2 protein-coding genes and 1 pseudogene are annotated in these 3448 nt (G+C 75.2%); 2 read left to right on the forward strand and 1 reads right to left on the reverse strand.

The genetic code is table 11. The features are described 5' to 3' along the window. Positions 1–1044, forward strand: a 1044-nt coding sequence (locus QZ433_RS13150; protein WP_366761940.1) for a hypothetical protein, incomplete at its 5' end; no start/stop codon positions are given. A gap of 19 nt (positions 1045–1063) precedes the next feature. On the opposite strand, the gene QZ433_RS13155 is transcribed toward QZ433_RS13150, so the two are convergent. Continuing rightward, a complete protein-coding gene (locus tag QZ433_RS13155) occupies positions 1064–3031 on the reverse strand; it encodes a glycosyltransferase (protein ID WP_295784305.1) in 1968 nt (655 codons plus the stop codon). A gap of 123 nt (positions 3032–3154) precedes the next feature. Here QZ433_RS13155 and QZ433_RS13160 point away from each other — a divergent pair. Further along, positions 3155–3448: pseudogene (locus QZ433_RS13160) on the forward strand (hypothetical protein); the annotation flags it as partial.

Below are 3448 nucleotides of genomic sequence, written 5' to 3' on the forward strand. Positions count from 1 at the left end.
CGCGGCGAGCTGCTGGGCGCGCGCAGCGCCGCCGCCGACGCCGAGATGACCGCGGCGGGCGGCCGCGCCGGCGCGAGCGCGGCCCGCCTCTACCGGGCCGCGGCCCGCGGGCCGCTCGTCGCGCAACTGCTCGCGGACGCCGATCCCGACTCCCTGCTGGAGCGGCTCGGCATCCTGGACCGGGTGGCCCAGCTCAGCGCCCGCGAAGCCGGAGCGGCACGCAGCACGGCCGACGTCGCGACGTCGTTGCGCGAACAGGCGGCCGCGGCGAACGCCGAGGCCGCGCGGCAGGCCGACGAGGCGCGCGCCACCGCGCTCGACGCGCAGAGGCAGGCCGACGCCGAATCCGCGAGCGTCGCGGCTGCCCAGGCCCGGCTCGACGACCTCTTCGCCCAGCTCGCCGCCCTGCGTGCCACCACCGCGGCGCAGGAGCGCGCGGACCGGGAGCGCGAGAAGGCGGCGCAGGACGCGGCAGCCCCCCTCGGAGCGACGGGCGGTGGAGCGCAGGCGAGCGGGGCGACGGGGTCCGGCAGCGGCTCGGGCGCGGGAGCGACCGGCGGCGCAGGACCGTCGGGAGGAGCCCCGACGGGCGGCGGGTCGGGATCGGGCAGCGGGTCGGGAACCGGCTCGGCGGGATCCGGCGGCTCGGGCTCGACCGGGAACGGCTCCGGCGGCGGTTCGGGATCCGGCGGGTCCGGCTCCCCCGCCCCCGCACCGGCCCCCGCCATGCCCATCATGACGCCCGACGAAGCCCGCGCGAACGCGCGCGGACAACTCCGCGGATACGGATGGGGCGACGACCAGTTCACGTGCCTCAACGCGCTGTGGAATCGCGAATCGAGCTGGCGCGTACAGGCGCAGAATCCCTCGAGCGGGGCCTACGGCATCCCCCAGGCCCTTCCCGGCGAGAAGATGGCCTCGGCGGGACTGGACTGGCGCACGAACGGCGCGACCCAGATCTCTTGGGGACTGTCGTACATCAGCGCGCGCTACGGCAGCCCGTGCGGCGCCTGGGGTCACTCCCAGAGCACCGGGTGGTACTGACCCCTCGACTCCCGCCCGGTCAGACCGCGTCGGCGCGCTGCCGATCACCTCTCGTGGGCAGCTCGACGTAGGCGGTGTGCTTGGCCGAGATGCCGTCGCCCGCCGTACGACCTCGGACACGGCGCCACACCCACGGCAGCGCGTCGCGCGTGAGCCAGACGCCCCGGGGCGCCTCGTCCTCGTCGGCGTGCAGGGCTTCATCCAGACCCAGCAGGGCCCTGGCGTCGGGCACGCCGAGCATCTCGGCCGCGCGATACGCGACCAGGCGGTGCCCGCCCGAACGCAGGTGCACGAGGTCCTCGGCCCAGTGCGGCAGTTCGCCGATCTCGGACTCGGTCTCGAGGTCGAGCAGGATCGCCCCGTGCAGCGCGGCGATGCGTCGCAGCTCCACGTTGAACGCGGCGAAGCGGCGCGCGAAGATGCGGGCCGCCCTCCGTCGGGGCAGGAACGTGGTCACCAGGAGGACGTCGGCGCCCGTCCGCCGCACGGCGCGCACCGCGGACTCGACCTCGGCGACCAGCGCAGGGATCACCGGGGCGGGACCGACCAGGTCGTTCGCGCCGATGAGGATCGACACCAGATCCGGTTCGAGCGCGAGGGCCGCCGGGATCTGCTCGTCGATCAGGTGTCGCACGCGACGGCTGCGCACCGCGAGATTGGCGTAACGGAACGGTCCCGATTCACTGGTGTGCGCAAGCAGCTCGGCCAGGCGGTCGGCCCACCCGCGGTACTGCCCGCTCGGCATGCGCGAGGCGTCGCACAGCCCCTCCGTCACGCTGTCGCCGAGGGCGACGTATCGGCTCCACCGCCCGCGCGGACGGGATGCCGCGGGCGCTGCCGGGCGCGGTCCCCCGCGCCGCAGCAGGCCGTCGTCGATGCGGCGCAGGGCCACGGCGTCCGTGTAGTGACCGACGAGGTCGCTGGTGAGCGCCTCCCACGTGCGCCCGTGCACCGCGGCGCGGGCCGCGGCGGCGAAGGCGGAGCGCTTGGCGTCGTCGCCGACGAGATCGGCCACGCGCGCGCGCAGGTCGTCCAGATCGCCCGGTCGGTAGAGCCAGCCGTCGACGCTCGAGCGGACCAGGTCGAGGGGCCCGCCCACGCCGGTCGCCACCACCGGGACGCCGCTGGCGAGGGCCTCCTGGATCGTCTGCCCGAACGTCTCGCTCTCGCCCGGGTGCACGAACACGTCGAAGCCGGCCATGACCCGCGCGAGCTCAGCCCCCGACAGGTGACCGGTGAACACGGCATCCGGGAGCGCCTTCTCGAGCGTCGGACGCGAGGGCCCGTCGCCGACGACGACCAGGCGCGTCCCCGGCAGGTCGGCGAGCGCGCGCAGATCGTCGACCTGCTTCTCGGGAGCGAGGCGGCCGACGTAGCCGACGATGCGCTGACCCCCTGGCGCCACCTCCGCGCGCCACGCGTCGTCGCGGTGCGCGGGGGCGAAGCGGACGGCATCCACTCCCCTCCCCCAGCGGCGGATGCGGTCTACCCCGAGCTCCTCGAGTTGGCGCGTCGAGGCCGACGAGGGCGCGAGGGTGAGGGTGGCGCGCCGGTGCAGGCGCGCGACGTGGCCGGCCACGAGGGCCGTGGCGTGGGGCAGGCCGTATTTCTGGGAGTAGGCGACCACGTCGGTCTGATACACGGCGACCGAGGGGATTCCGAGGGCGTCGGCGGCGGCCAGACCCTGCCAGCCCAGGACGAAGGGGGATGCCAGGTGCACGACGTCGGGGTCGAAGTCGCGCAGCAGGGCGCCCAGGCGCGCCGCCCGCGCGAACACCACGCGCACCTCGGGGTAGGACGGGAGCGGAACGGATCGCAGCAGCTCGGTACGGGCCCCGTGCAGATCGGCGGTGACGTCGCCGGACCTCGGCGCGATCACCAGCGTCTCGTGGCCCGCCTCCGCCAGATGGCGCAGGACGTGGAGAACGGAACCGGTGACCCCGTTCATGTGCGGGAGGAAGGATTCGGCCAGCAGCGCGACTCTCACGTGACCAGGGTGCGACCTCGAGGGACACACCGAGGGGCGATCTCCGCGATGTTCACCCGATGCTCCGCGGGGCGTCACCGGCCGGTCGGCGGGGCGTCTCGATCCGCGGCGGAGAGTGACGTCATGGACGGAGTCGACGCGTGGCTGCAGGCGATCGCGGCGAGCCCGTGGGCACTCGCGGGCATGGCCGCGCTGGTGTTCGCCGATGCGTTCCTGGTCGTCATCCCGGGTGAGGCGGCCGTCACCGCGTTCGGGGCCCTGGCCGTGGCGCACGGGACGCCACCGCTCGGCGCCGTGATCGTCGTCGCGGGGCTCGCGGCCTTCGCGGGCGACCTGTGCTGTTACCTCGTGGGGCGCGCGGTGGGCGTCGAACGGTGGCGCTGGATGCGCGGTCCCCGCGTCGCCGCGGCCCTGGAC

It is taken from the genome of uncultured Microbacterium sp., assembly GCF_913776565.1.
Lineage (GTDB): Bacteria > Actinomycetota > Actinomycetes > Actinomycetales > Microbacteriaceae > Microbacterium.